Genomic DNA, 24,595 nt, shown 5'->3' with positions numbered 1-24,595 from the left:
CAACGGAGTTTTATCGCAGCCTGAAAAGAAGTGGTGAGGCCCTGGCCGTTTGGCCAGGGCCTCGTTTTGTAAGGATGATTTGGGAGGTGGTGGAGGAACAGTCTTTTTGGGACGGGGCTAAATTAGCTGGTTCTCCATCCCAATATCGATGAATCAACAAATCGCAACTGAGCCCTAATCCAAAAACAGCTAATTTAGCCCCGTCCCAAAAAGACTGGTCAAGCTAACGGAACACCGTAGCTAAAAAAGCCCCGTCCCAAAAAGACTGCTTTGGCAGAACGTCGGGTGGTATCCTTGGTAGCCCTGTGCTGCAAACGCACCTTAAACGCAAGGAGTCCCATGGATCTTATCGCCCAGCTTGCCCGCGAGCTCAACTTTAAGGCCGCCAACATCGAGTCAGCCGTCAAGCTCATCGACGAGGGCAACACCATCCCCTTTATTTCGCGCTACCGCAAGGAAGCCACGGGCGGCATGGACGACGTCGCCCTGCGCGCACTCGACGAGCGCCTGTCCTACCTGCGCAATCTTGAGCAGCGTAAAGAGGACGTCATCCTGCTCATCGACGCCCAGGGCAAACTCACGCCCAAACTCGAGCTGCAGATTCGCGAGGCCACGCAGCTCCAGCGTGTCGAGGACCTCTACAAGCCCTACCGCAAAAAGCGCATGACTCGCGCGCAGAAGGCCCGCGAGGCAGGCCTTGAACCGCTCGCCAACATGATCATCATGCAGGCCTCGGCCAAGGGCAGCGCACTCGACGCCGCCGCGGCATACGTCAACGAGGAGGCCGGCTTCGACACGCCCGAAAAGGCGCTTGCCGGCGCGGCGGACATCGTGGCCGAGACGGTGGCCGAGGACCCCGAGAACGTCGCCGACCTGCGCGCCTTTACGCAGAACACCGCCGACATTGTCGTCGAGGCCACCGACCCCACCGAGAAGACTCCCTACGAGCCGTACTACAGCTATGACGAGCCGCTGCGCCGTGTTCCCAACCACCGCGTGCTGGCTATCGACCGCGGTGAGCGCGAGGGCAAGCTCCGCGTGCGCGTGAACGTCGACGGCACTGCCGCCACGGCGCGTCTCGGCAGCCGTTGGCCCCGACGCCAGGGCGTGTTTGCACCCGTCTTTGATGCCGCCATCGCCGACGGTTACAAGCGCCTCATGGCCCCCTCGTTGGAGCGCGAGGCCCGCGCCAAACTCACCGTCCGAGCGCAGACCGAGGCCATCAACGTCTTTGCCAAGAATCTCGAGGGCCTGCTCTCGGCACGCCCCGTACGCGGCGCCCGTGTGCTCGCACTCGATCCGGGCTACCGTACCGGCTGCAAGGTCGCCGTCATGGACGAGACCGGCAAGCTACTCGACCACGGCGTGGTCTACCCCACCAAGCCGCGCCACGACGTCGCCGGCACCAAGCGCGAGCTCGCCCGCCTCGTCAAGAAGGACGGCGTCAACACCATTGTCATCGGCAACGGCACCGCCAGCCGCGAGACCGAGGAAGTCGTCTCGGAGTTCATCGCCGAGCAGGCGCCTGGACTGCGATACACCATCGTCAACGAGGCCGGCGCATCGGTGTACTCCACCTCCGAGCTCGCCAGCCAGGAATATCCCGACCTGGACGTCACCGTGCGTGGCGCCATGAGCCTGGGCCGCCGCCTGCAAGACCCGCTGGCAGAGCTCGTCAAGATTCCGCCCCAGTCCATCGGCGTTGGCCAGTACCAGCACGACCTTGACCAGGCCGAGCTTTCGCGCACCCTGGGACATGTGGTGGAGGACGTCGTCAACCGCGTGGGCGTCGACGTAAACACCGCAAGTGCGAGCCTGCTGGGATACGTATCGGGCATCACGCCGAGCGTAGCCAAAATCATCGTGGCCTACCGCGAGGAGAACGGCGCCTTTACCGATCGCCGCCAGCTCAAGAAGGTCCCCAAGCTGGGACCCAAGGCATATCTCAACGCCGCGGGCTTCCTGCGCATTAGCGGCGGTAAGAACCCGCTCGATGCGACGAGCGTCCACCCCGAAAGTTACGAGGTGGCCACGGCCGTCCTGGAGCGTGCAGGTGTGGCGGCAAGCGAGCTCAGCCGCGGCGGCGTGCCCGATATCGAGCGACGCATCGGCAGCATTTCGGCGCTGGCAAGCGACCTGGACTGCGGCACCCTCACGCTCATCGACATCGTCAACGAGCTCAAGAAGCCTGGCCGAGACCCGCGCGACGACGCGCCCGAGGTGGTCTTTAGCCGCTCAGCACTTTCCATCGACGACCTGGAACCCGGCATGGAGCTCAAGGGCACGGTGCGCAACGTTGTGGACTTTGGCGCCTTCGTCGACGTGGGTGTGCACCAGGACGGCCTCGTGCATATCTCCAAGCTGGTCAACCGCTTTGTCAAGCACCCCAGCGACGTGGTGCGCGTCGGCGACACGGTCAAGGTGTGGGTCGAAAAGGTCGATCGCGACCGCAAGAAGATCTCCCTCACCATGGTGCAGGGCAAATAGCCGCCAAAGCGGACGTCCCCCTCTTCGCAGCGTGCAAAATTGCGAGTATTCAGCATCTCCCGATAGCCCCGCGGCGCTTCAGAGGGCCATAAAAGCAAAAACGGCCCCCGTTTTGGCGTTTTAGGGCCAAAACGGGGGCCGTTCCGCGCTTCAACCAGCTGGTAAAAGTCTTTACCATGCTGAAAATTCGCGATTTTGCACGTCGCTGCAGGGGGTACCCTTGCTTAGGGCAGAATATGGAAACCCAAAGCGGCGATATCCTTGGCAAAACCGCGCACGGTATCGAGCGAGACCTCGTACGGGTCACGGCCGATGTTCTTGCGCTTGGCCAGGATGCTGTTGGGCACCGTGATGATCTGGCAACCGCAGGCCTCGGCCTGGTAAATGTTGATGAGCTCGCGCGTGGACGCCCACAGGACCTCGCAGTTGGGCTTGGCGGCGGCCTTCTTGACCGACTCCGTCATAAACGGAATGGGATCGACGCCGGTGTCGGCGATGCGACCGGCAAAGAGCGAAATGATAGACGGCGTCTCGGCGTCAACGGCCTCGACCATCTCATCGACCTGCTTAGGCGTAAAGATGGTAGTGACGTTGACCTTGATGCCATCGGCCGAAAGCTTGCGGACCAGCTCGGCGGTGGACTCGCCCTTGGTGGTCACGCATGGAATCTTGACGTAGACGTTCTCGGCCCAGGTAGCAATCTCGCGGGCCTCGACCTCCATGGTCTCGACGTCGTCGGCAAAGACCTCAAACGAGACGGACACATCGGTGATGTGGGCCAGAACCTCCTTGGCAAACGCGCGGTAATCCGTCACGCCACCCTTCTTCATAAGGGACGGGTTGGTCGTGAAACCCTGAACGTTGCCGTTCTCGTACATGTCGAGCATGCCCTCGAGGTTTGCACCGTCAGCGAACACCTTGATTGCCATCTGCCTGATTCCTTTCGTTTGCATACGGCCGATAAACTGCTAAACACTTTACCTACGTTTATCAAGGCGTGAACTGCGGTTTTTATCTTCTCGGCGAACGGTATAAACACCTCAGTGTTTGGATTGATAAATCGATTGAGCATGCAAAAGCAAAGAGTCGCAGTTTGAGCAAACGTCAGAACGCGGGATTCATTAGATAAGGCCGAAATGCCGCATCGCTGTGACGGTGCCGTCGTGTGCGACATCGTCGGTCACGTAGTCGGCGACCGCCTTGACCTCGGGCATGGCGTTGCCCATGGCGACAGCCGTCTCGACCGAAGCGAGCATGCCCAGGTCGTTGCCCGAATCGCCGAAGCCAAAGGTGCGCGCATTTCCTTCGCGGCCCAGATACGCCAGCGCTCGCGCCACGCCCACGCCCTTGTCAATACCCTTGGGGCTCAGCTCGCGATTCTGGCCACCGGTGTTGCACAGCTCAAACTCGCAATCGATAAAGCCGTCATCATTGGCTACGCGAGCCAAACTGGGCACACTGAGGCATACCTTGCCCACGCGCAGACTGCCGTCGACGCGCATTTCCTCGGTGCTGTGCACCACAGAAGTGCCGATCAGAGACGACTGCTCAACGCCCACAGGCTCCAGGGCAAAAGTAGCCACGTTGGTCTCGAAAAAGGCCTCAATCCCTGCCGCGGCCATACGGCGCGCAAGCTCCTCGATAACGTCCTCGTCAAAGCAGTCCTCGTGTACCACGCGTCCCTCGACCTCGAGCGTGGCGCCTGCCATGGCCACGACGCCCGCGGGGTCGAGCGCACGCAGGCTATCGGCGATAAGCCACAGGGGGCGACCCGTGCAGATAAATGCCTTGTGCCCTGCATCGCGCAGTGCACGGAACGCCTCAACCACCGTCTGCGAGGGGTGAACCGCCGAAAAGTCCTTATCGCTCATATCGTCGGGATCGAACGACGTCAGCGTGCCGTCCACGTCAAAAAAGAGCACGGCGGAATCGGGGCACGCATCAATCATATTGGTTCCTTTCGGGGATGAGGGCAAACGAAGCATCCATCATATAATGGAGCGACGCAACCAGAGAGGTCACCCATGGAATTTTACGCAAGCTGCCCCGAGGGCTTTGAGTCCGCACTCGCCGATGAGCTTAAACGCCTCGGGCTTTCGCATGTCCGCCGGCTGAAGGGCCGCGCTACGTTTGAGGGCGAGCTCGAAGAAGGCTACCGCGCCTGTCTGTGGTCGCGCCTGGCGAGCCGCGTGTTCGTGGTTCTTGGGCGCTTTGAGGCGCAGGATGCCGACGAGCTGTACGATAGCGTTTACGACATCGCCTGGGAGAACATCATCCGCCCCGGCGCAACCATCGCCATCACCGCCCGCGGCGTGACCGAGCAGCTGCGCAACACACGCTTCTCTGCCTTGCGCGCCAAGGACGCATTGTGCGACCGCCTGGCCGAAACCACGGGCCGTCGCGCCGATGTCGATGCCGCCGATCCCGATGTTCACCTGCTGCTTTCGCTGCGTCAGCGCCGCGCGAGCATCAGCCTGGACCTTTCGGGCGACCCGCTGTTCAAGCGCCTGCCGCCCGCAGCGACCCGCGCCGGCGAGGGCGCGCACGTGCTGCGCCCCGACTACGCCGCCCTGGTGCTGGCGCAGGTCGGCTGGACCGCACTATGCGAGCGCGAGTTGACGGCCGACGATTACGAGAACGAAGCCCTGCCCACGCTGATCGACGCCTCGTGCGCCGGCGGCGGTCTGCTGCTGGAAGCCGTGAACATTCTGACCGACCGCGCCCCGGGCGCTGCACGCGAGCGCTGGGGCTTTGAGGGCTGGCAGCCGCACGACGCCGCCCTGTGGGAGCAGCTGCTTGCCGAGGCACGCGAGCGCGAGGCGGCGGCGCGCGAGCGCCAGGCGCGCATCGTCGCCGTGGACATTGACCCCGCTGCCCGCAAGACTGCCGAGCGCATGGTCAAGTGCGCCGGCTACAAGCGTTTTGTCGACTTTTGCGCTGCCAAGCCAGCCACCGTGCTGGACCATGCAGGCGCTGTTGCCGGTGCCGCCATGGTCGCAGACACCACCGAGACCCCGCTTTCGCTCATGCACGACGCCATGACGCTGGTCGGCGAGCTGCGCCGCGCGCCCGAGCTTGCCGCGGCGCCGGTCGCCGCGCTCACCCGCGATGGATTGCTGGCCCGCTCGCTCCACGCCGAGCCCGAGCGCTCGATCGCCGTCATGCCCAACAACGAGGAGGCGACCGTCGAAGTCTGGCCGTCGCTCGACCACGCCGCCGCAGCGTTTGAGGCTGCGACCAGCGCAGATGCCGAGGCCGAGGTTGCGGATACCAACGAAGTCAACGACAAAGCCGCCAGCACCCCCATGCCCGAACCTGCCGCCACACTCGACCTGGGCGACGGCAAGCCGCTGCCCGTGCTCATCCCCGAGTCCGAGCAGTTCGCCAACCGCTTGCGCAAGAACGCCCGTCTGCGTCGCAAGTGGGCAAAGCGCGAGGGCGTGAGCTGCTACCGCGTCTACGATGCCGACCTACCCGATTACTCCGCCGCCATCGATCTATACGAGGGCTGCCCGCAGACGCCGGGCCGCTGGCTCGTCATCGCCGAATACGCCGCGCCCAAGACCATCGATCCCGCGCTTGCCCAGGCCCGCATGCTCGACATTCTGGCCATCGCGCCGCGCATCCTAGATGTTCCCGCCGAGCACGTGCACGCCAAGGCCCGCATGCGTTCGCGCGGCGGCTCGCAGTACGGCAAGCAGGGCGCCGGCAAGGGCGGCTCGGGCGAGCGCGCCAATATCGCACGCCGTCGTCTGCCGCTCATCGAGGAGGGCGGCCTTACCTTTGCCGTCAACTTTGACGACTACCTGGACGTCGGCATCTTCTTGGATCACCGCGTCACCCGCAACCTGGTGCGCGAGCACGCCAAGCAGGCGCGGCGCTTTCTCAACCTGTTCGCCTATACCGGCACCGCTACCTGCTATGCGGCAGACGGCGGCGTCGAGGAAACTGTGACGGTCGACCTCTCCAACACCTACCTGGACTGGGCCGAGCGCAATATGCGCCAGAACGGCTTTGTTGGTCCGCAGCATCATTTTGTGCGCGACGACGTGCTTGCCTGGATTCGCGTCCAGCGCCAGACGCGCAACCGCTGGGACCTGATTTTTGTCGATCCGCCCACGTTTTCGAACTCATCAAAGATGGGCCGCCGCACCTGGGACGTCCAGCGCGACCATGTTGAGCTTTTGGCCGGCGTATCGCGCCTGCTCACACAGGGCGGCCACGCCATCTTTAGCTGCAACCTACGCGGCTTCCGCCCCGAGACGCGCAAGCTCGCGCGCGCGGGCGTCGTGCTAGAGGACATTACGGCGCAGACCATCCCCGAGGACTTTGCGCGCAACCAGAAGGTGCACCATTGCTATATCGTGCGCCGCCTACCCATCGAGGACGCCATGGCCGAAGTCGGCTTTAGCGCCGAGGAGATTGCAGAGCGAACCGAAGAGCTGCGCAACCCCGAAGCCCGCAAGCCTCGCGCAACGGCGCCCGCGCAAGCGCAGGCCGGAGACCGAGGGTCGCGCGGCGACGGCAAGCCTGCCTGCGCCGGCAAGCCCAAAAAGAAGAAGTTCTACGCCAGCAAGCCCAAGGGCAAATAAACAAAATTGCGGTGGAATGCGGACTGTTTTGCCTGGAATTAGGCAAATTTAGACCGTATTTCACCGCAACTCATATTGGGATGGTGGTTGGCGATCTAGCCCTGGGTGACCAGGCGATAGCCGATACCCACGTGCGTCTGGATATAGCGCGGATGCGCCGGATCGGACTCGATCTTCTTACGCAACGTGCCCATAAAGACACGAAGGCTCGCCAGGTCGCTCTTAGTTGCCGTGCCCCAAATCTCGTGCAGGATAAACTGGTGCGTCAGCACCTTGTCGGCGTTGTGCGCCAGCAGGCACAAGAGCCTGTACTCGATCGGCGTCAGATGCAGCTCCTCGCCATCCATCGTGGCGATGCCGGCATCAAAATCGATATGCAGCTCACCGGTATCGAACGAGCCCTCGGAGGCAACGCCGCCCGTTTGCGCATACGAAAGGCGCCTGAGCGTCGTGCGAATGCGCGCGAGCAGCTCCTCGACCGAAAACGGCTTGGTCAGGTAGTCGTCGGCACCGGCATCGAGTGCGCGAATCTTGTCCGCATCCTCGCTGCGCGCCGAGACCACAATGATCGGCATGCCCGACCATGCGCGCACCGACTCCACCACCTTGACGCCGTCCATATCGGGCAGGCCCAGATCGAGCAGCACAATACTCGGTGCCTGCGATGAGGCGGCGGCGATGGCGGCATGGGCGGTCTCCACGGCCATATGGCGCAAGCCGTGCGCCTCGAGCGCGGCAACGATAAGGTTGCGGACGGCGGGATCGTCCTCAACGACCAAGATGAGCGGTTTCATGGCAGAGTTCGACACAGCGTTACTCCTTATCAAACGAAACGTCGGCGGCGGGAAGCCCAATCGTAAAGACCGAGCCGTGCGGGTCCGCCGCGGCAACCTCTATGCTACCGCCATGCGCCAACATAATGGATCGACAGAGCGAAAGTCCCAAGCCCACGCTGCGATGGCTATCAGCCAAGCCATGGTTGACAGTGTAGAACGATTCAAAGATCCGGCCCTGCTCCTCGGGCGCAATACCGGGACCGTCATCGGCGACGGAACATGCCACCTGTCCATCGTTCGCCATAATCGAGATCACGATATGCGAGCCCGACGGCGTATAGGCAATAGCGTTGTTCACCAGGTTCACCACCAGCTGCACCATCAGGCGTGCATCGACGTTGACGAGCGCCGGCTCGTCGCACGGCACCACCTTAAGATCGTGCTCGCGTACAGCCGGATTCACGTGGCGCAGCGCCTCCTCGACGATATCGTCCATGAGCTCGAGCGTGGTCGACAGATGCATGCCGCCGCCCTCGAGCTTTGTGATGGCGAGCAAATTCTCGACGGTGGCGTTGAGCCATTGCGCATCCGAACGAATGGAAAGGAGCATGCTGCGGCGCGTCTGGCTATCGAGCACGGCCGTGCCGGTCGAACCCTGGTCGAGTAGCACGTCGGCATTGCCCGAAATGCTGGTAAGCGGCGTGCGCAGATCGTGCGAGATGGAGCGCAGCAGATTGGCGCGCAGCTGTTCGTTTTTGGCGAGCACCGCCGCCTCCTCGCGGGCCTCCATGGCGCGGGCGCGATCGAGTGCCAGCTCGCCTTCGCTCACGATGGCGTCGGCAAGTGTCCGTTCCTCGTGCGTCAGCATGTCGGGCTCGGCAACGATAGCCAGCACGCCCACCACCGAGGCGGGGTCGCCCGAGCGCACGAAGCCGTCGCCCGTGCAAACCGTCAGGTAGATGCCATAAAACGCCGAGCCGCCATAGGTGGCATCGAGCGGCGTTCCCACATAGGCGGACGCCGAGAGCCGCGGCGGCATCTGGGGCGTCAGCTGGTGCACCGGCGCGGCGTCACCCACGGCCGTGTACGTCGCACGCGGCAGCAAGTCATCATCGTCGGCGTCGGCGCTGTACCACACGACCGGACAGCCCGAAAGACGCGCCAGCTGCGTTGCCATGGCATGCACAATCTGCTGCTGATCGGAACACCGCTGCAGCATGCGGTTGGTCTCGAGCACCATATGCGTGCGACGGTCGCTGGCGGCAGCCTGTGCCAAGGCGCGGCGCAGGGCCAACGCAATCGAGCTCGACACAAGCGAGACCACAAACATGATGAAGAACATGCCGGGATAGACGCGGTCGATAAACGATAGCGAGCAGCGCGGGTCGACAAACAAGAAGTTGTAGAGCGCTACGGCGGCAGCCGAGCTCAGCAAGCAATACAGGCGGCTCCAGGTAAAGAATGCGCACAGCTGCACGGCGAACACATAGACGATCATGATGCTCGGCGCGAGACCAGGATGGTCGAGCAGCGCACCCACAATCGTCGCCGCGACCAGCAGCCCCGCCGATACGCAGGCGTCATACAGAGGGCTGCGACGTGTCAGCGTTGTGCGCCGCCACCAAAAGCTATCGGCAATATCGCCGTCCGCACGGACGTCCATCGGCACCCCGCCCCTCTCTTAAAAACAAAAACCACCACAGAGGGACAGCACCTTTGTGGTGGTTTCCCTTGTGGTGGTTCCAAGTGTATAGCCTTTGCAGTCTGCGGTCGTTAGACAAACAGCACGTGCGCGAGCAGGGCGCACACTCTTGTCCATCGAAGGCCAACTCCATGTAACCTGTCGGCGACTACGGGCGCTCGTTGGGGGCCAGGCGCTGCATCTTGTTCACAGCCTTGAACTTGGTGAACAGCGGCACATACTCAAAGCTCACGTTAGAGTTCTCCAGGCCATACCAGCGCGCCGGCGTACCGGCAAAGCGACGGATGATGTACTTGAGCGTGATGGCCGTGCGCTCGCTCGGCTCCACGTCACTCTCGGGCGCCAGGAGCTTGCGGATCATGACGAACTTAAACGTGCCGATGTTGCCCGGATCCTTGTAGACCGAGTAGTCATGCATCTGCGGCGGCAGCTCGCCAGTGGCGGCCAGATCCTGAACAACCTGGCGCAGGTAGGCGTTCACGCGCTGGTTAACCTTGTAGCCCAGGTACAGATGCACGCGGAAAACATAGTCGGTGCCAAACGTCTCGACCGAATAGGCAAAGGTATGCGGTTCGTCCATGGTCTCGACGTTCACGAACCACCAGGCGCGGGCGCGCTTGGGATGCTTGTCCAGAATCGAGTAGACGATATCGCGGTCGATGTAGTCGGTATTGGTGTCCTTGGTCAGGTACACGATGTTGTCGCTCATAAGCTCATAGCGATCGTCGTCGCGCAGGCGCTTGAGCTGCGGCAGATAGCTGCGCAGCGGCAGCAGCGTAAACTGACGCCGCTCGACCGCCGTGCCGTTGTACCAGCACAGCATAACGCCCATGATGAGCATGGCCATAAGAATAGTGAAATAGCCACCGTGGAAAAATTTGGTGAGCGAACTCACAAAGAAGAAGCCCTCGAGCATAAGGAAGAACACAACGAAGATATACGGGACGACCTTAAGGCCGCGATCAACATGCAAGTAGAAGAAGAGCAGCAGCGTCGTGCACATCATGGTCAGGGTGATCGCCAGGCCGTAGGCGGCCTCCATGTGCGCCGAGCTCTGGAACAGCAGCACCACGATGACGCAGCCCACAAGCATGACGTTGTTGACCATGGGAATATAGAGCTGGCCCTTGGTCTCGGCAGGATAGAAGACCTGCATGTGCGGCATGAGGTCCAGGCGGCTGGCCTCGGACACCAACGAGAAAGCGCCGGTGATGAGCGCCTGCGAGGCAATGATGGCCGCGACGGTGGAAAGGCCGACGGCAAAGGGACGCAGGCCCGGGGTAAGCATCTGGTAGAAGGGGTTGAGGTCGGCGATACCCATGAGCTCCGGGTTGCCGGCGTTGTTGATAAGCCACGCGCCCTGGCCCATGTAGGACAGCAGCAAGCAGCACTTAACGAACGGCCAGGTTGCGTAGATGTTGCCACGGCCCACGTGGCCCATGTCGGAGTAGAGCGCCTCGGCACCGGTGGTGGCGAGGAAGCAGCTGCCCAGAATCATGATGCCCGCATGGTTGTTGGGGCTCAACAAAAAGGCGATGCCGCGCACCGGGTTGAGGCACAGCAGCACGGCGGGGTGCTGGAAGACAAAGAACAGACCCGTGCCGCCCAGGAACAGGAACCACAGCGTCATGATGGGGCCAAAGGCGTGGCCGATCTTGGCCGTGCCGATGCGCTGCACCAAGAAGAGCGCAATGATGATGGCAAGCGTGATGGCCACGACGCGGGCCTGATCGTCGCCCAGCACGGCATGGACTGCCGGAATGGTGCGCAGGCCTTCGATAGCCGTAGTCACGGTAACGGCAGGCGTGAGGATGCCATCGGCGAGCAGTGCCGCGCCGCCCAGCATGGCGGGGATGATGAGCCATTTGCCGCAGCGCTTAACCAAGCTGTACAGAGCAAAGATGCCGCCCTCGCCATGGTTGTCGGCGCGCAGCGAGATGAGCACGTACTTGACGGTCGTCAGCAGCGTGACCGTCCACACGACAAGGGAGAGTGCGCCGAGCACGAACTCCTCCGTGACGCTTCCGATGCCGCCGTTGCCGGCAACGAGCGCCTTGGTTACATACATGGGGCTGGTGCCGATATCGCCATACACCACGCCCAGCGTGACGAGCATCGCCGAGATGCTCACAGGAATCGCAGCGTGCGAGGCTGCCTCCTTGGCCTTTTGTTCCATAAGCCGGTTTCCTCCCAACTTTAACGTTCGAGGGGATTATAGATAATCGTCCCATGTTTTAATGCACTGTTTTCCCAGCTAGATAAACATTTATACGGCCTTTAGGCCACCGCGGCGATATGGAATGTGACAAAGGGACTGTCCCTTTGTCACAATCGTCATTTTCCGAGCCAGTTTTTGAACCACCACTCCATGGATCGGCTCATCTCGGCCATAAAGGGGCTCGTGTGCTTGCGGGTGTAGATATCCACGACGCGCTCCCCCACCTCGCGGGCATGCGGACGGAACATCGCGTCCATCTCGGCCACCTGCGCATCCATGGTCGCGGCATCGGCGCGGCGATAGCGCTCCTCGTGCACCAGGTTCACCACGGGATGCGCAATCGCCTGGCGCTCCTTGCGGGGCGTGCCGATGATGAGCATCGACAGCGGCATGGTATAGGGCGGCAAGTCCAGCAGCGCAGCAACTTCCTCGGCGTTCTCGACGACATCGCCGATATAGCAGCTCCCCAGCCCCAGGGCCTCGGCGGCGACCACGGCGTTTTGGGCAGCGATCACGGCATCCTGCGCCGCGATGGCAAAGTCGCCTAAACCCGGCGCGCGGCGGGGCGCCTTGCCCGTGCGCTCGACAAACTCGGGCTCAAAGCAACCCACGTGCTCAAACAGATCGATCCACTTGGCATAGTCGACCACAAATATAAGTGCCCAGGGCGCCTTGGCGATCATGGGCTGGTGGTCGCACAGGTCGGCCAGGCGATCGAGCGTTGTCTGCTCGCGGATACTCACGATGGAATACATCATCATGGCGCCTGCCGACGGCGCGCGGCTCGCCGCATGCAGAATCGCCGCCCGCTGCTCGTCGGTCACTGCTACGGGACGGTCGTTGTCATCGCGCGCAAAAGCGCGCGTGGACGAACGGTGCTCCAAAATGTCCAGCACCGCGTTGCCCGTGGTCTCGACCGGATAGCCGCCCCCGCCCATGCCAGCGCCCACGTCGCCCGCACTCGTCATACAAACCTGCTCGTTCATCGACTTAACCTCGCCATTTCTTTAAGAAGCCTTTACGTTTCCGTGTAATTCCCGTCCATTATCGCGCAGGTCGCCACTACATTGCGCCACACCGCCACACATGCGCGCTAATATGGCTGGTTGTTGTGCGCAGCCACCAATCGCAGCGCATATCTTGGTAACAATCGGGTAAACCCCCGCTTTCGTAGTTTTAAGTTTGTGAGGAGTCTCAGCATGTTCGCAGCCGCCATCTCGCTCGTCGGTCTTGCGGCGACCGTCTTCCTTGTCTTGCGCGAGGCCAAGGCCATTCGCGCGCAGTCGGGCACCGTTGCCAAGGGCGCTCTTGGATGGAGCGTCGCCTTCGGCCTGTTCCAGCTCTTTTTGACCATTTGGGGCGCCATGGGCCTCGTCGCCCAAAACGAGCCGCTCGCCTTTGTAATGCTCGTTCTGACCAACGCCATCCTCACCGGCTGCGCCTGGGCCAGCATCGCACGCGACCGCATCGCCCCGCGCGTCTTTGCGTTCGCCGCGCCCGACGCCCCCGCCCCCACCGGCAAGCTCGCCCGTCTGCGCGGCGCCTTTGTGGGCAAACCGCTCGTCGCCGTCGTGCTGTGCCTGCTGCTCGCCGGCGTCTTTGCGCTGCTGGGCATGGAGGTCTCGTCCAACCACGACTTTACCTGGGTCTACCCCCTGTGCATACTGCTCGAGTGGGCCATCATCACCACGCTCATGGTCGGCCTGTTCTTCCTGTTCCAGCGCCGCGGCGCAGCTCCCGCCGCCTTGGCCTTCGCCCTCTTTATCCTGGGCATTGCCGAGTTCTTCGTCATCACGTTTAAATCCATGCCCATCCAGCCGGGCGACCTTTCGGCCATCTCCACCGCCGCCGCGGTCGCCGGCAACGGCTACACCTACTCGATCTCGCTGTTCTGCGTGCTGTCCATGGGCTTTACCGCCATCGCCATGCTGCTATGCGAGTACGCCGGCCTGGTAGCACCGCACCGTCAGAAGGGCGCCGCCAACGCCAAGCGCATGCTGCTCACCAACCTGCTCGTGGCGGTGCTGTGCCTGGGCGGCGTGACCGCGCATGTCACGCTTATCGACTACTACAACACCCTCGGCATCACCGTCTACACCTGGCGCCCGCTCGAGAGCTACTGGCGCGAGGGCTATCTGCCTGCCTTTATTAGTGCGGCACAGTCCATCAAGCCGCCCAAACCCGCCAACTACTCCGCCGACGACGCCAAGGCAACGCTCAAAAAGTATGCCAAGGCCTATGACAAGTCCGATGCCGCCACAAGCGACGCCCGTACCGCCGCCCAAGAGCAGTTCGATAGCGAGAAGCCCACGGTCATCGCCATTATGAACGAGACCTTCTCGGATCTTTCGATCTATCAGGAGATGCACGCCGGCTACGAGGGCCCGCAGTACTTTAAGAACCTGTCCGACTGCCTCAGCCGCGGCAAGCTCTACGTGAGCGCCTACGGCGGCGGCACCGCCAATACCGAGTTCGAGTTTATGACCGGCAACTCCATGGCCAACCTGGGCTCGGGCGTGTACCCCTACACCATCTACAACATGGAAACGACCGGAAACCTGGCAGAGCAGTTCAAGTCGCTCGGATATTCCACAACGGCCATGCACCCCAACCACGCAACCAACTGGAACCGCGAGAACGTCTACAAGGACTTTGGCTTTGACCAGTTCCTGTCTATCAACGACTTCCAGGAAGCCGACACCTTGCGCGGCATGGTGACCGACCAGGCAACCTACGACAAAATCCTTGAGCTGCTCAACCAGAACGCCGACCCGCAGTTCATCTTTGACGTGACCATGCAGAACCACTCGGGCTACGATACGGGCCTGCTGCCGGCAGATAAGCAGATGCACCTGAACATCGACACGACCGATCTGGACGCCAAGACCATCGAGGACGGCACACTCTCCGATGTCGACGAGTACGTCTCGTGCATCGAGCAGTCCGACCAGGCGCTGCGCTACTTCCTCGATGCCCTGCGCAATCTTGACCGCAAGGTGGTCGTGGTGTTCTGGGGCGACCACCAGCCGTTCTTCCCGTCCAAGTTCAACGATAAGTGGTTTACCGGCGAGGACGACGCTACGCATCAGGAGCGCCTGTGGCAGACCGACTACATCATCTGGGCAAACTACGACGTTGCCGGCTGCGACCAGACGAGCGAGGTCGACGACCTGTCCACCAACTACCTGTCCACCCAGCTGATGCAGCTGATCGGCGCACCACTGACCGACTACCAGAAAGCGCACATGACGCTGCGCAAGTCGCTGCCCGCCATTAACTCGGTGGGCTACGAGGACGCTAGCCTGCGCTGGGCGCTCTCCTCCAACGTCACCGGTGACGACGCCGTCGCCGCGGCGGCCACCAAGGCGCTCGAGGATTACGCCAAGATGCAGTACTACGAGATGTTCCGCGACGGCAAGAACGTGTACACCGAGCACCTCCAGACCGAGGCCAACGAGACCGACCCCAACCTGGCACCGGGTACGACCAAGATCAAGTAGCGGGGATCAAGTAACGGGGTCGGGGGCCCGAATCGGCGGCAGGCGGAGGTACGGGAAAGGTCTGCTGCTCAAACAGTCCTGCGCAAGACGGGGGCCACATTAAGTGGCCCCCTTTGCGTGCGGAACTCGCGACAGACCTTTCCCGTGCCTTCGCCTGCCGCCGCCCCTCACCCGTTGCGGGTTGAGTGGGCTGATAAAGAAACTGCGCTCACCTCATGGTAGAAGCGTGGCCTGTCATGCGAATCGCGGAAACTGTGTCCCAGAATTCACGTCCGGAGTGGGATGCAGTTTCCGCTTGAGGGCCTGTTGGGAAAGCGCATCCCACTTCAAGAGTAAATTCCGGGTCGCACTTTCCGCTAAGGCTCTCAACCGGAAAGTGCATCCCATTCCAAGCCTTAATTCCGGGACACAGTTTCCGGACAAGGCGTAAAGCGGAAAGTGTATCCCAGTCTGAGCGCCGATTCCGGGACGCACTTTCCGAAACTCTGCCCATCTGGAAAGCCCGTCCCACGCTCAATACATCCAGCGGATGCAGGAGAGCGTGTCTTCCAGGACGGCCTCGTCATCGGGGTGATGGAAAATGTCGCCCCACACGCTTGCCACGGTTGCTCCCGCGAGTGTCAAGAAAAAAGCCTCGAGGATTTCGAGGCTTTCGCTTCTGTATTATTTCGCACGCGCGGCAGCGATAGACCTACTCGCCCAGCACGGACTTCTTGGCGGCTGCCGCCATGTTGTCCAGATCTTCCTTGGTCGGATGGTCCTTCGCGGCAACCCAGTTGTCGAGCAGCAACTTAGCGCGGGCGTTGTCGGGATCTTGCTCGAGCATGGCCTCGTAGCGCTGCTTGACCGCAGGGCCCATCTTGCCCTGGCACATCGCCCAACCTACAAGCTCGGCATCATTGGCCAAATTGGAGGTCACGCGATCGATAATCTGCTGATAATAGCTCTGGTCGGCGCCAAAACCGCAGGTGCCAAACAAAAAGACGCGCTTGCCGTGCAAGGTGGAGAGCAACGCTGCGACCGAAGGCGTGCACGCGCCCTTGTCACACCAAAAACCGACGAGCACCGTGTCGGCCGCGCAGGCGCCCTGCGCCTCGAGTGCAACCTGATCTGCATCCGCATCGTCGCTCAACGCCGCGGCATGGACAAACTCAACACCCGCAGCCTGCAGAGCGCGCTTGATCGCGCCCGAAACCATCCTGGTATTACCGCTCTTGCTGTTAACCACCAAAGAGCACGTCATAGTCACGTTGCCTCGTTTCCCCCAAAACTAAAGCCACTAATGCAATTTATTAGATGAATATCTTAGTACCAACGTGACAGATGTAAACCACCTGCCGCTAATCGGTGGCCCCTACTGGGCAAACTGGCTGCGGTAAAGATCGGCATAGAAGCCGTCTGCCGCCAGCAGCTCGTCGTGTGTGCCGCGCTCGATAATCTCGCCGTCACGCATCACCAAAATGCAGTCGGCGTTGCGAATGGTGCTCAGGCGGTGCGCCACCACAAAGCTTGTGCGACCGGCCATGAGCTCGTCGAATGCCGCCTGTACCTGCAGCTCGGTGCGGGTATCGATGCTCGAGGTCGCCTCGTCCAGGAGCAAGATCGCCGGGTCGGTGAGCATGACGCGCGCGATGCACAGCAGCTGTTTTTGACCCTGGCTAAACGTGCCGCCGTCCTCGCCAATCACCGTGTCGTAGCCCTGCGGCAGCTGCACGATAAACTTGTGCGCATGCGCGCGCTTGGCAGCTTCGATAACCTGCTCGCGCGTGGCATCGGGACAGCCGTAGGCGATGTTATCTGCCACCGTGCCCTCGAACAGCCATGTATCCTGCAACACCATGCCAAAGGCACGGCGCAGGCTTGCGCGCGTGTAGTCACGCGAGGAACGGCCATCGACCGCAATGCGGCCGGCATCGATATCATAAAAACGCAGCAGCAAATTGATGAGCGTTGTCTTGCCACAGCCCGTAGGGCCGACCAGGGCAAAGCGCATGCCGGGCTTGGCCTCGATGCAGATATCCTGCAGCAGCTTGCGGTCGGACACGTAGCTAAAGTCCACATGCTCAAAGGCGACCTCGCCCTGCGGTGCGGCAAGCTCTATAGCGTCCGACGCGTCGGGCTCCTGCTCGCGCGCATCGAGCAGCGCAAACATGCGGCGCGCCGAGGCATACGCCGCCTGGATCTGCGTAATAACGTTGGTGACCTCGTTGAACGGCTTAGTGTACTGGTTAGCATAGGACAGAAAGATCTGCACGCCGCCCACCGTAAGCGCCGCGGGCACGCCCGTGATCACGCCCACGCAGCCGATCACAGCGACCACGGCATAGATGATGTTATTGATAAAGCGCGTGCCGGGGTTGGAGAGCGAACCCATAAACTGCGCGCGCTCGCCCGCGGTGTAGAGCTCGGCATTGAGGGCATCGAAGCTCGCTTGCGCGTTGGAGCCATAGGCAAAGGCGTCGACAAGCTTCTGCTCGCCCACGTACTCCTCGATATGACCGCCGAGCTGGCCTTGGATGCGCTGCTGTGCCGTAAAGCTTTTGTTGGAGAGCTTGGCAATAGCACCGGCTGCAAAAATGGAAAGCGGCGTGACGAGCACCACCACGAGCGTCATGGTCAGGTTGATGGAAAGCATAAACGCGAGCGTGCCCACGATGGTGATAACGCCGGTGAAAAGCTGGGTAAAGCCCTGCAGCAGGCCATCGCCCACCTGATCGACGTCGTTAACCACGCGGCCCATAAGGTCGCCGTGGGCATGGCTGTCGATAAAGCTGAGCGGCATGCGGCTGAGCTTGTCGCTCGCCTCCACGCGCATGTCGCGCACCGTCTCGTAGGACAGGCGGTTGACGCAGTAGCCCTGCAGCCACTGGAAAGCCGCAGCACCTACGACGACAATCGCGAGCTTGGTGACAAGCGGCAGCAGCGCGTCGAAGTCCACCTGCCCGGCGGCGACGATCAGGTCGATGCCCTCACCGACGAGGATGGGCGTGTAGAGCTGCAAGATCACCGAAGCGGCGGCACTCACAAACGACGCTACAAACGAAATGCGGTGCGGACGAACATAGCCCAGCAGGCGGCGGGTCACCGCACCCACGGGATAGCGCTCGGGATCGCCGGGCTGACGCGGGCCGTCACCCAAGTCACTGAGGTTATCGTTGCCGGACACGTTGGCCGTCATCGTGGCGACCGAACCGGAGGAAGTGTAGGGATTCATTTAGCAGCCCTCCTTTGCGCAGACGGATGCGGGGGCGGTCGGGGCGCCTGGGGCGGACGCGGAGCTTGGAGCGGGCGTGGGCGCCGTACTCCCCCGCTGACCCTCGAGCTCCTCGCGGCGAAGCTGCGACTGGCAAATCTCGCGGTAGAGCTGGCAGCTTGCATACAGCTCATCGTGCGTGCCCAGGCCCGCGACCGAGCCATGGTCGAGTACGCAAATCACGTCGGCGTCGCGCACGGTCGAGACGCGCTGACTCACGATGATGGTCGTCAGCGGCAGCCCGCCCTCGGCGGCGCCGCGCATGCTTCGTTCGCGAATGGCATGGCGAAGCGCCGCGTCGGTCTTAAAGTCGAGAGCCGAGGCGGAGTCGTCCATGATCAGAACCTGCGGAGAGCCCACTAAGGCACGTGCGATGGTCAGGCGCTGACGCTGGCCACCGCTGAAGTTCTTGCCGCCTGCCTCGACCGGGGCGTCGAGCCCCTGCGGCTTGTTGCGCACAAACTCGCTGGCCTGCGCCATATCGAGCGCCGCCCACAGCTCCTCGTCGGTTGCCGCCTCGTCGCGCCAGGTCAGGTTGCTGCGGATGGTGCCACTCACCAGCGATGCACGTTGCGGAACGGTCGCAACCACATGACGCAGCTGGTCGAGCGGCCAGGTGCGCACGTCGGCGCCCATCACGCTCACGCTGCCGGTGCTCGCATCGTACAGGCGTGGGATAAGCGAGACGAGTGTGGACTTGCCACTACCCGTGCCACCGATAATGCCGAGCGTTTTGCCCACCGGCAGCTCCAGGATCACATCGTTGACGGCGTTGGCAGCGCCCGCGCCAAACGAAAAGCTCGCATGGTCAAAGCTCAGTGCGGGAACCGGAACAGCGCCACCCGCCAGTTCGCTCGGCTTGGGCAGCGCGACCGGCTGGTTGCCCTCGTCGGTGATGCTCGGCTCACAATTGAACACCTCGTTGATGCGCGACGCGCTGGCGCTCGCCTTGGTAAAGACTACGACCAGGTTGGCGACGTACACGATGGAGGTGAGCGTCTGCGTCATGTAGTTGACGAACGCCATAACCTGGCCCTGCGTAAGCTCGCCCACGTTGACCTGGATGCCGCCCACCCACAGGATGGCGCACACGCCTAGGTTCATCACCAAAAACGTGACGGGGTTAAGGATTGATGAGAGCTTGCCCACCGCGATGGCAACATGCGCCTGCTCATCGGCGGCTAGGGCAAAGCGCTCGCGCTCGTGATCCTCGCGCACAAAGGCGCGAACCACGCGGGCACCCGAAAGGCCCTCGCGGCAGATAAGCGCGATGCGGTCGAGCTTTGCCTGCAGCTGCTTGTAATACGGAATGCAGCGCGCCATGACAAACCAAAACACCAAGCCGATGGCGGGCGTGCAAACCAAAAAGATCACGCCGAGCTTAAGGTCGATGGCAAGGGCCGCGCACATGGAGCCCACCGCCAAGAAGGGCCAGCGGATGAGCATGCGCACGCCCAGCGCCACGGCGAGCTGCACCTGGTTGACATCGTTGGTGATGCGCGTAATGAGCGACGGCGTGCCAAAGCGGTCGAGCTCGGCATAGCTCAGCTTATTGATGTGCTGGTAGAGTGCGCCGCGGATGTCGGTGCCCATGCCCTGCGAGGTGAGCGCCGCCATCTTTTGGCAGACGAGCGTAAACGAGATGCCGATCACAGCCATGGCGGCGAGCACCATACCGTAGTGGACGACGGCGTTGACATCGCGTGCGCCAATACCCTTATCGATCATCTGGGCAATCACGAGCGGCGTCAGTAGGTCAAAGATCACTTCGATCAACTTACACGCAGGGCCAATCACCATATACCGGCGAAACTTACCACCAAAACGCCTGAGCAGCTCAATCATAAAAAGGCGCTCCCTATCATCATTCACACTCAATTCGAACCATGATAGTACGGCGAGCCCTGGAGATGCGTAAGCAACTCGTTACAGATGTAAGGGCGACGGTTACTAGCGCCCAAGACATGTAGCAGCCGATGCTTTGGCAACGCCAGCGAGCGCCGCAAGACACGGGATTCAATTCTTCAGATAAATGCGCCCTCTACGGGTGATTTTTGGACGATGCGGTCCCGGTGCCGGCGGGCTGTTTGGTAGTCGAGCGATCCCGCAGGCAAAGCCGAGGACCAGCGAGACACCAAACAGCCCGCCGGCACCGGGACCGCATCGCGGCACCAAAAAGCGCCCGTGCGCTCGATGGATTCGGATGCCCGACAGAGGCTCCTTATGGCTGCTTCCTTCCGGACCTGACCAGATTCGGAACATGTCGTCATCCGAACCCATCGAGCGCGCTTGGCGCTCGGTATATCTTACCCGCTCCTGCCCGATGGGGCAAGGTAGCTAATTTGGGACGGGGCCAAAAAGACTACTTTTGAGTTGCGGTGGAATAGTTCCTGTTTTACGGCCAAGGCCAAAAACAGGAACTATTCCACCGCAACTTATTGAGACTTGCCTGGATAAACTTAAATACGGCCGAGGTCGTAGGCTCGAGCGGCTGCCTCGCCGGCACAGATGAGGTTGGTTGTGGCTTCCTGGGGGTCGAGCGCTTGGTCAAGGGGCATGGGTCTGCGGCAGACCGGCAGAACCAAGTCGATACCCTGTCCATACACCGCATCCAGGTTGTCGGCACGACCGCCCACGACGGCGACCACCGGCTTGCTATATCGCTTCGCACGACGGGCCACGCCTACCGGCGCCTTACCGGCGGCGGATTGCTCGTCCATATTGCCCTCGCCCGTTATGACCAGGTCGGCATCGCGCACGCACTCGTCAAACCCAATCAAATCGAGCATCGTCTCCACGCCCGAGCGCAGCTCCGCACCGAGCGCCAGCAGCGCGGCACCCAAGCCGCCGGCGGCACCGGCACCGGGCACACCAAGCACCGAGCCAAATGACCGTGCACCCTCGGGCGCGCGCAGAAGCTTCTGGGCTCGCATCTCGAAAATCGCCGCATCGAGCAGACGACCGTAGCCGACCATCCAGCCGTCGTACCCGCGCAGCGCCTCGACGTCACCCGTCGGCAGGCCTTTCTGCCCGCCAAACACCGTCAGGGCGCCTCGGCGCCCCACGAGCGGATTCTCAACATCGGAAAGCACCACGATACGCACGCCATTCAGCACCCGAAGCGCTGGCGCCAAATCGATACTCACCACGTGTTCGAGACCCGCAAGACCGGGGGCGATATTGCAGCCACACTCATCGACAAGATTCGCGCCCAGCGCCTGCAGCATACCGGCGCCGCCATCGTTGGTAGCGCTGCCGCCCAAGCCAATATAGATAGTCTTTGCCCCAGCACGGACCGCGCGAAGCATGAGCTCGCCCACGCCATAGGTTGTGGCAGCCAACGCCGCCGATTCCGTGCAGGGCGAATACCCGATGCCCGCCGCCTCGGCCATCTCAACTACAGCCGACTCGTGCTCGCCGTCCACCAGCATCCGGGCAGACACGCGATCGCCCAAGGGCCCTGCAACCTCGCAGGTCAAAAGCTCGCCGCCGCGCGCGGCGACGGCATCGAGCGTTCCCTCGCCACCATCTGCCAGCGGCAATGTGCACACATCGGCATCGGGCCAAGCGCGGCGTACACCCTCGACAACCGCCGACTCCGCCTGTGCACTCGAAACACTGCCCTTAAAGGAATCGATCGCCAGCATCACACGGCGGGGCCGGCGCTGCACAGGACCAAAGTTGAGTGTCTCGTCGGCGAGATTCCCAACACCCGCAAGTGCCTCGGCATGGACGGCATGCGCCTCAAGGCTTAGACCGCAGCCGCACGCGGCGCCATCCACACCGCGCAAACCGGCAAAATAGCTGCTCAGTACCCTGCGACACTCGTCTGCCAGCACGCCGGCGGTCACATTAAACCGATGGTTCAGGCGCGAATCGGCATTGAGGTCATACAGCGAGCCCACCGCGCCCGCCTTGGCATCGGCCGCACCATACACGCAACGCCCCACGCGCGCGTTAACCATAAGCCCCGCGCACATGCAGCAGGGTTCGAGCGTCACGTAGACCGTACAATCGGAAAGGCGCCAACGCCCAAGCGTCTGAGCGGCGGCGCACAGGGCCAAAAACTCGGCATGTGCCGAAGGGTCCTGGTCGAGCTCACGGCGATTATGCGCCCTCGCGACAATCTCGCCCGCACGCACCACCACAGCACCAATCGGCACCTCGCCCACTGTCGCAGCGGCGCGCGCCTCCGCCAGCGCCTCGCGCATGAAACTCTCGTCGATTTCGGTGATCGTCATCGTTCGCCTTCCCTGTTGCAAATTCAAAACGATGCTATCATTACGACTCACGGAGAGATGGCAGAGCGGTTGAATGCGGCGGTCTTGAAAACCGTTGAGCGCGAGAGCGTTCCGGGGGTTCGAATCCCCCTCTCTCCGCCACCTTAGTGATTCACCGGCGTCATGGTGCGCTCAAACAGCGCATCGACCACGTCGGCCATCTCGGGTCGACGCTCAAGATCGTGGCCCGATTCCCACCAATTTGTGAACACTCGAATAATGCCACCAGCGATAAATTCCGATGTCGTCTCGAGCGAAACGGGCGCCAGGGCGTCTTCGGCAAGCGAGCTCATCACGCGCTCACGGATGGAATGCGCGATGCGGTCGCAAATCATGCCGGTCAGCATGCCCGACATGCTGCTCGCCAAAAGGTTATCCATGAGCTGCTCATGCGCCAGAACCATATTCATGGCATCGTCAAAGACCTCATGGCGAAGTGCCCGTACATCCACAAGCGGCTCCGCGTCCGCTGCGTCGGTCTGGTTTTGCGGCAAGCCCGTCATAAGCTCATCGATATAGAAGGCAAAGTAATCGTTTTTATCGCGAAAATGCTTATAGAACGTCGTGCGGCGAATCAGGGCCCGGTCGCAAAGCATGGCAACCGTCAAATCCTCAAACCGATGCTCTTCCAAAAGCTCGGTAAAGGCGTCGAACAGGGCACGATAGGTTTTCTTGATGCGAAGGTCCATCCGTATCACCATCCTCAAGGCGTAGACAGCATTCCGTAATTTGTCGCATATCTTACACCTGTACCACCCGTTCGATATTGGCGCCCCCTCCCTGGTTGAAACAAAACGCTTACCGGAAAGTTCGGCACCGCCAAAGGTTGCGGGTATACTAGATACGTTATACCAACAACGGCCGGCGCAAAACGCCGCTGCCATTCGAAACGGAGACATCATGCTTCCCGTCATCATCGGTATCGTTGTTGTCGTTGTGATCGTCTGCGCCATCGCTGGCATCTACAACAACATGGTTACCAAGCGCAATCGCATCGATAACGCCTGGCAGAACATCGACACGCAGCTGCAGCGCCGCAACGACCTGATCCCCAACCTGGTCGAGACCGTCAAGGGCTACGCCAAGCACGAGCAGGACACGCTCGCCGCCGTGATCAACGCGCGCAACACCGCCGTAAGCGCCACCACCCCCGAGGCCAAAATGGAAGCCGACAATGTGCTGACCGGTGCACTGCGCCAGCTCTTTGCCGTGGCCGAGGCCTACCCCGACCTTAAGGCGAACACCAACTTTATGCAGCTCCAGGCTACGCTCGAGGACACCGAGAACAAGGTGAGCTACGCGCGCCAGAGCTACAACGACTGCGTGCTCAGCTACAACAACGCCATCCAGACGTTCCCGGCCGTTATCTTTGCCGGCATCTTCCAGTTTAAGGAGCGCCAGGGCTTCGAGGCCGCCGAAGCTGCCCGCCAGGCACCGACCGTCAAGTTCTAACAGATCCGCAGCGTATCCTTAATCGGGTATATGCATAAACCGCATAAACCGTCCCGTCGAATGCATACTTCGGCGGGACGGTTGCTTTTTGCCCACAGGTACCCCAGAGGGCGGCGTGCAAATTTTGGAGTTTTCAGCATCCTGGAGCCCAAAGGAACAGGAATGGGCCCACAAAACCGCGTTGAAAACCCTGATTCTGAGCCCTCAGCACCTCAGGGATCACTCATTTTCTACAGGATGCGGCTCACGGCGCCTGACTTTCGCCCAAAATCCCGTATGCATGCGCACCCGGCTGCTGAAAACTCCCAAAAATGTACGCCTCGTCCCACCCCAGG

At 61.7% G+C, this 24,595-nt stretch carries 15 protein-coding genes, 1 tRNA gene and 1 other RNA gene; 5 read left to right on the top strand and 12 right to left on the bottom strand.

What is annotated here, in order from left to right; translation table 11 throughout:
* Window positions 1–339 precede the first annotated feature (339 nt).
* Window positions 340–2,487 carry a Tex family protein gene (locus ACTNA2_RS06360; RefSeq protein WP_441048918.1) on the top strand — a complete coding sequence of 716 codons (2,148 nt, stop codon included), beginning with the start codon at window positions 340–342 and terminating at the stop codon, window positions 2,485–2,487.
* Window positions 2,488–2,711: 224 nt separating this feature from the next.
* Here ACTNA2_RS06360 and ACTNA2_RS06355 read toward each other — a convergent pair whose 3' ends face one another.
* Both ACTNA2_RS06355 and ACTNA2_RS06350 read right to left on the bottom strand, forming a co-directional pair.
* Window positions 2,712–3,416, bottom strand: a complete 705-nt coding sequence (locus ACTNA2_RS06355) for a transaldolase (protein ID WP_238057455.1) — start codon at window positions 3,414–3,416, stop codon at window positions 2,712–2,714.
* A gap of 192 nt (window positions 3,417–3,608) precedes the next feature.
* Window positions 3,609–4,436, bottom strand: coding sequence for an HAD-IIB family hydrolase (locus ACTNA2_RS06350; RefSeq protein ID WP_441048917.1), 828 nt, complete (start codon window positions 4,434–4,436; stop codon window positions 3,609–3,611).
* A 75-nt stretch (window positions 4,437–4,511) separates the two neighbouring features.
* On the opposite strand from ACTNA2_RS06350, the gene rlmKL reads away from it, so the two are divergent.
* Window positions 4,512–7,079: a bifunctional 23S rRNA (guanine(2069)-N(7))-methyltransferase RlmK/23S rRNA (guanine(2445)-N(2))-methyltransferase RlmL gene (gene rlmKL, locus ACTNA2_RS06345; RefSeq protein WP_441048916.1), complete on the top strand. Its 2,568-nt coding sequence runs from the start codon at window positions 4,512–4,514 to the stop codon at window positions 7,077–7,079.
* 95 nt (window positions 7,080–7,174) lie between these two features.
* Here rlmKL and ACTNA2_RS06340 read toward each other — a convergent pair whose 3' ends face one another.
* From ACTNA2_RS06340 to ACTNA2_RS06325, 4 genes are all read right to left on the bottom strand, one after another.
* Complete coding sequence (locus ACTNA2_RS06340) at window positions 7,175–7,888, bottom strand: response regulator (RefSeq protein ID WP_427727663.1); 714 nt, start codon at window positions 7,886–7,888, stop codon at window positions 7,175–7,177.
* Window positions 7,889–7,892: 4 nt separating this feature from the next.
* Window positions 7,893–9,518 carry a sensor histidine kinase gene (locus tag ACTNA2_RS06335; protein WP_441048915.1) on the bottom strand — a complete coding sequence of 542 codons (1,626 nt, stop codon included), beginning with the start codon at window positions 9,516–9,518 and terminating at the stop codon, window positions 7,893–7,895.
* Window positions 9,519–9,705: 187 nt separating this feature from the next.
* Complete coding sequence (locus tag ACTNA2_RS06330) at window positions 9,706–11,733, bottom strand: KUP/HAK/KT family potassium transporter (RefSeq protein ID WP_427719648.1); 2,028 nt, start codon at window positions 11,731–11,733, stop codon at window positions 9,706–9,708.
* 158 nt (window positions 11,734–11,891) lie between these two features.
* Window positions 11,892–12,761: a nitroreductase family protein gene (locus tag ACTNA2_RS06325; RefSeq protein ID WP_441048914.1), complete on the bottom strand. Its 870-nt coding sequence runs from the start codon at window positions 12,759–12,761 to the stop codon at window positions 11,892–11,894.
* Between the two features lie 213 nt (window positions 12,762–12,974).
* Here ACTNA2_RS06325 and ACTNA2_RS06320 point away from each other — a divergent pair, with 213 nt between their 5' ends.
* Window positions 12,975–15,275 (top strand): LTA synthase family protein, encoded by a 2,301-nt coding sequence (locus ACTNA2_RS06320; RefSeq protein ID WP_441048913.1) that lies wholly within the window; start codon window positions 12,975–12,977, stop codon window positions 15,273–15,275.
* A gap of 691 nt (window positions 15,276–15,966) precedes the next feature.
* Here the strand turns inward: ACTNA2_RS06320 and bilS are convergent.
* From bilS to tadA, 5 genes are all read right to left on the bottom strand, one after another.
* Window positions 15,967–16,518 carry a flavodoxin family protein BilS gene (gene bilS / locus ACTNA2_RS06315; protein WP_441048912.1) on the bottom strand — a complete coding sequence of 184 codons (552 nt, stop codon included), beginning with the start codon at window positions 16,516–16,518 and terminating at the stop codon, window positions 15,967–15,969.
* Window positions 16,519–16,629: 111 nt separating this feature from the next.
* Window positions 16,630–18,489, bottom strand: coding sequence for an ABC transporter ATP-binding protein (locus ACTNA2_RS06310; protein WP_441048911.1), 1,860 nt, complete (start codon window positions 18,487–18,489; stop codon window positions 16,630–16,632).
* Window positions 18,490–20,373 carry an ABC transporter ATP-binding protein gene (locus ACTNA2_RS06305; protein WP_441048910.1) on the bottom strand — a complete coding sequence of 628 codons (1,884 nt, stop codon included), beginning with the start codon at window positions 20,371–20,373 and terminating at the stop codon, window positions 18,490–18,492.
* A gap of 342 nt (window positions 20,374–20,715) precedes the next feature.
* Window positions 20,716–20,811, bottom strand: an RNA gene (ffs, locus tag ACTNA2_RS06300) — signal recognition particle sRNA small type.
* Window positions 20,812–20,987: 176 nt separating this feature from the next.
* The gene (tadA, locus tag ACTNA2_RS06295) at window positions 20,988–22,769 is read right to left on the bottom strand and encodes a tRNA adenosine(34) deaminase TadA (RefSeq protein WP_441048909.1); all 1,782 of its coding nucleotides are present in this window, start codon (window positions 22,767–22,769) and stop codon (window positions 20,988–20,990) included.
* A 51-nt stretch (window positions 22,770–22,820) separates the two neighbouring features.
* Between tadA and ACTNA2_RS06290 the strand changes: the two genes are divergently transcribed.
* Window positions 22,821–22,910 (top strand) — tRNA-Ser (locus tag ACTNA2_RS06290).
* Between the two features lie 2 nt (window positions 22,911–22,912).
* Here ACTNA2_RS06290 and ACTNA2_RS06285 read toward each other — a convergent pair.
* Complete coding sequence (locus ACTNA2_RS06285; protein ID WP_427727644.1) at window positions 22,913–23,497, bottom strand: TetR/AcrR family transcriptional regulator; 585 nt, start codon at window positions 23,495–23,497, stop codon at window positions 22,913–22,915.
* A gap of 211 nt (window positions 23,498–23,708) precedes the next feature.
* Between ACTNA2_RS06285 and ACTNA2_RS06280 the strand changes: the two genes are divergently transcribed.
* On the top strand, window positions 23,709–24,260 hold the full coding sequence (locus ACTNA2_RS06280) for a LemA family protein (RefSeq protein WP_427719860.1): 552 nt from the start codon (window positions 23,709–23,711) through the stop codon (window positions 24,258–24,260).
* The last annotated feature ends 335 nt before the right edge of the window (window positions 24,261–24,595 follow it).

This window comes from Collinsella sp. HCP28S3_E9 (assembly GCF_052065455.1).
GTDB lineage: Bacteria > Actinomycetota > Coriobacteriia > Coriobacteriales > Coriobacteriaceae > Collinsella.
The sequence above is the reverse complement of the archived record's forward strand: the minus strand, read 5'-3'. Positions and strand labels throughout refer to the sequence as shown.